Source organism: Porphyromonas sp., assembly GCF_030529325.1.
In the GTDB taxonomy this organism is placed as follows: domain Bacteria; phylum Bacteroidota; class Bacteroidia; order Bacteroidales; family Porphyromonadaceae; genus Porphyromonas_A.
In genome coordinates this window covers 16,933-21,395 of record NZ_JAUMXC010000036.1, presented here as the reverse complement: position 1 = coordinate 21,395, position 4,463 = coordinate 16,933, and the positions used below count along the sequence as shown (strand labels likewise).

Annotated in this window: 4 protein-coding genes; 3 read left to right on the top strand and 1 reads right to left on the bottom strand. The window is 43.9% G+C overall.

Annotated elements, in window-relative coordinates; translation table 11 throughout:
* The first annotated feature begins 141 nt into the window (after positions 1–141).
* Both Q4A14_RS06540 and Q4A14_RS06535 read left to right on the top strand, forming a co-directional pair.
* Positions 142–1,092 (top strand): alpha/beta hydrolase, encoded by a 951-nt coding sequence (locus tag Q4A14_RS06540; protein WP_303170865.1) that lies wholly within the window; start codon positions 142–144, stop codon positions 1,090–1,092.
* 143 nt (positions 1,093–1,235) lie between these two features.
* Positions 1,236–2,021 carry an alpha/beta fold hydrolase gene (locus Q4A14_RS06535; RefSeq protein WP_303170864.1) on the top strand — a complete coding sequence of 262 codons (786 nt, stop codon included), beginning with the start codon at positions 1,236–1,238 and terminating at the stop codon, positions 2,019–2,021.
* Positions 2,022–2,338: 317 nt separating this feature from the next.
* On the opposite strand, the gene Q4A14_RS06530 is transcribed toward Q4A14_RS06535, so the two are convergent.
* The gene (locus Q4A14_RS06530; protein WP_303170863.1) at positions 2,339–3,697 is read right to left on the bottom strand and encodes a hypothetical protein; all 1,359 of its coding nucleotides are present in this window, start codon (positions 3,695–3,697) and stop codon (positions 2,339–2,341) included.
* Between the two features lie 190 nt (positions 3,698–3,887).
* Here Q4A14_RS06530 and Q4A14_RS06525 point away from each other — a divergent pair.
* Positions 3,888–4,463: peptidylprolyl isomerase (locus tag Q4A14_RS06525; protein WP_303170861.1), on the top strand; the 576-nt coding region annotated here is incomplete at its 3' end.

The following is a 4,463-nucleotide window of genomic DNA, read 5'->3' as shown; positions in this document are numbered from 1 at the left end:
TAATGAAGTTGGTGAGATAGTTTCATTCATCGTTTGCTTACGTCGAACTGACGTTAGGTATAATAAAAGAAGGGTTCGGAACTAAAAGTTTTTATGAGTATATTGCACTAACAAGGCTATTCCAAACAGTTAAGTACAATTATGGAACTCAAAAAGATATTTAAGATCGTCGGGATCATCATCCTGCTTTTACTTATTACTCTGACCGGTATCGGATGGTTTTTGCTCGACTTTTCACTCAAGCCCCCACATAGAGGAAAGGACATACCGGCCTCCTATATCGAAATGAGAAAGAAGTACCCTACTCTTTCGACTTGGCTTGATAGCCTCAATAACATCTCGGCACTGAAAGACACATTCATCACAGCCGATGATGGGACAACACTTCACGGCTATTATGTCCATGCTGCAGCTCCGACAGCCAAGACTGCGGTAATCATCCACGGCTATACAGACAATGCCGTGCGCATGATGATGATCGGTGAAGTATATCACCGTCATCTGCACTACAACGTCTTACTCCCTGACCTGCGCAATGCAGGCTACTCTGACGGCAAATATATCCAGATGGGTTGGAAAGACAGGCTTGACATCGTAAAATGGATGGATATAGTACCGACACTCTTTGGAGACTCTGCAAGAGTGGTTGTTCACGGTATATCCATGGGAGCAGCCACCACAATGATGTACTCCGGCGAGGAGTTACCCGAAAGGGTCAAAGTATTTGTACCCGACTGTGGTTATACAACCGTATGGGATCAGTTTGCCTATCGTCTCAAGATAGAGTTTGGACTACCGACATTCCCGATACTCTATGCTGCCGACATCGTCTGTCGGTGGAGATACGGTTGGAATTTCAAAGAGGCTTCCGCCCTCTCCCAAGTAGCCAAATGTGACCGCCCTATGTTCTTCATACACGGAGATGCCGATGACTATGTGCCTACGGCAATGGTCTACGATCTTTACAAAGCCAAACAAGGAATCAAAGACCTTTGGATCGCTCCGGGGTCAGCGCACGCAGTGGCTTATCTGAATCACCCTCAAGAATACACAGCTCGCCTCAAAGCCTTTATCGAACCTCACATGAAGTAATTGAAAAAGGAAAATAGATATCCACATAAAAACAGTCAAGAGAAAGTATTCTTCTGAGAGTAAGCAGTGGGGAGGCTGTGCTATGGGTCTGTTTTGCGGTTGTTCGAGTTATTTTGCTATTTTCGATGTAGTATTCTTAGGATATGAATATTTATGAATTTGGGAGCGAAAACTCCAAGACGCTGCTTTTCTTCCAAGGTTCTTGTACTTGTTGGAGAGATTATATGCCGTCCATTAAGTTATTGGCTAGGAGGTTACATGTCATTGTCCCCGTTATTGAGGGGCACGATCCTATGGAAAAAGGAGATTTCATTTCTGTCGAGAAGACGGTGAGTGAAGTGTCCGACTATCTGCTCAAAAAAGGATATAAAGAGCTTGCTGGAGTTTACGGACTGAGCTTTGGAGGCTCAATGGCACTACGGATGTTGGCCGAACAGCGTATCACTATCCACAAGGCCATTCTTGACGGGGCAATTACTCCTTATGAACTTCCTCGTTGCATCACACGCCTCATCCTTCTCAGGGACTATTGCATGGTTCGAGTTATTCAGAGCAGTATGTTTATCTTCAAGTTGTTGGCTACTCCTGATCGTTGGACCCCGAAGGGGAGCGATGGCAAAGCCAGATATAGGGGAATGTATCCTTTTCTTAGGGGATTGTCTCGAAAGACGATTTGGAATGTTTTTGATTCGGCCAACAACTACAAAATGCCTCAATCCATACCCCCATTGGCTACGGAGATTCAGTTTTGGTATGGCTCTCTCGAAAAAAGGTCTCGAAAGAAAGATTTTCGATGGCTTTCGAAGCATTTACACAAGGTACACACAAGAGAATTTCCGAAGATGGAACATGGAGAGTTGGTAATGATGCACCCTGAAGAATTTAGTCAAGAGGTCAGTCGCTTTTTGCTCTCTGACGCTCTTTCATAATACAACGCCGGTCCGTTCTAAGCGCAAGTAGGCAGTTTAGGTTTTCAGACACCAATAGACAAACGACTCACCACTTTTTCAACTGTAATACCAACAATATTATACAGTTAATATAGACATTGAGATGATTTATTGATCGTTTTCTTACGTCGAACCGACGTTAATTACATCTGTTAATCGGCGATATTGCATTTTCTCACATCCACTTGCCCTTAACTCCCATACTTTCCGCATAACAAGAGACCTCGCCTACTTGATGCACTATCAGTAGGCGAGGTCTCTCTATTGTATAATGTATTGACTATGCTTGTGATTTATCAGATGTGAGCAACAAAATCAAAGGTGACCCCCTCAATTGCCACGTCATTTGCAGCATACATACGAACCTTTACGCTCAGTTTTCCCTCTCTGATGACTGCCGAAACAAGCTCAAATCGAGGATCCTCGAGATATAGGTCTGCCTCCTTTTGGCTCACACCATTTTGGAGCGCAATGACATTAGGAGTACCTTCCACAAAGTCCACATCCTGATCCTTGTAAACAAACCTTGCCTTCATGATCCACACACTGATGTTGTGCTTGAATCTGTCTGTGAAATCCCTACCCTCAGAGACTCCTTTGAGACGCTCTCTAAAGTACTCATTGAGTTCGTATGTCGGAGCCAACGCAAGATCATTTTGCAGCTCGGAAAGAGGCTTGAATCCCTTAATCTCTTTGTTTATGATCGCCAGTTCTTTCTGAGTGCTCTTGTGAGTAAGGGTAAATGCCAAAGATATCTTATTGACATTGTCTTCCTTATCTCTATTGTTGTCCTTTACAAGTTCGGCCGCATATTTATCGGTATCATACTTGAGCAGATATCCGAAATAGAACGATAGATACTGATATACCCCACGCATATACTTACCCGAAGTAAAGTGTTCATCCACGCTGACCTTATGGCCATAGTATTGGGACAACTTAAGAGGCAGGGATGCAGGAGTTGTGCTCGAGAAGCCCTTGTATCTGATCTTGAAAACAAGGTGTTGTGTCGAGGGTTCATACTTAACCCCTTCGATCTTGACATATTTCAAATCCTCTTCCGTAAGGGTATATTTTTTCCCCTTCATATCCGAGGAGAAAAAAGACACAAAACGCGAGAGGTATTCCGTATTGTACAGAGATACGTCAGAATAGACATAGAGCGGATCAAGGTCAAAGTCCTTAAATAAGTCTGCATCGGAGACTTTCCATCTCGCGTATGCTCTCATACCGATGACAGAGTCAGATGGGCGGACAGAAAAACCGGTAAAACGGAGTGTCTGACTGTACTTTTTCCCATCAACCTCTGCATCTCTGATATCCAAAGTGAAAGTTCCTTCTTCTGCATCACGCTCAGAGAGGACAGCCTCCTTGATTTCGATAGTCCTGTCACCTATTTTCTTTGCCCCTCGGACAGTGTTGACGAGGGTTTCAACAGCATCTAAAGTCATCCCATTGTCCCAGCCGTAGTACCAGGCCAGATCTTCAGCAGTAAATGTGTACGGCTCAGGATCCTGGATAGGCACGACAGGTTCGGCGGGCTTTTCAATGGGTATGATGGGTTTTTCAGACTTTGGGAGCTCCGGCTTATCACCGTGATCACATGCTGAAAGTGTTACCATGAGTAAAGTAAGGTGTACAAAAAGCTTATTCATTATTGATGTTTTCGATCTAATGTTTGATGGAGTTGTTTACTTAATCTTCTTTCTTAACCCTGCAAATATAGTAATTATTTTTAGAAACAAGAGGGTATTATTATAACATGTAGATAGCAAAATCCTAATCCTTCGCTTTTTTGTTGTATCTTTGGGATGCATTTAATGACTTTAACACTAAAAAACAACAATGAAAGTAGATAAAAATCTTTTGATCAAAGCCCAGTACACCCTATACACAGTAGGTGCTGACGGTAAGGAAGAAATGGTAGAGCAGACTTCACCTGAGATGCCATTGACATATATCCAAGGTATGGGCTTGATGCTCGCAGATTTTGAAAATAACCTCCTCGGCCTTGATGAAGGTGAGAAGTTTGACTTTGTCCTCACTCCTGAGCAAGCATACGGTCACGTATCCGAAGACTACATCACAACTCTACCAAAGGAAGTTTTCCTTGTGGAAGGTGAGTTTGACGAAGAAGTAGTATTTGTGGGTGGACAAGTGCCTATGTTGGACTCTGAAGGTAACCAACTTCTCGGCAAGGTACTCGAAATCTCTGAAGAAGGCGTAAAGATGGACTTCAACCCACTCCTTGCAGGTGAGACTCTTCACTTTGTCGGAGAGATCCAAGAAGTGACTGAGCCTACTCCGGACGAAGTACAAGCTATCCTCAATCCACATACAGGTGGCGGTTGCTGCGGCTGCGGACACGAAGAACAAGGAGGCGGTTGCGGAGTTTTCCTCTCTGGTGAATCCGGGGTGTCC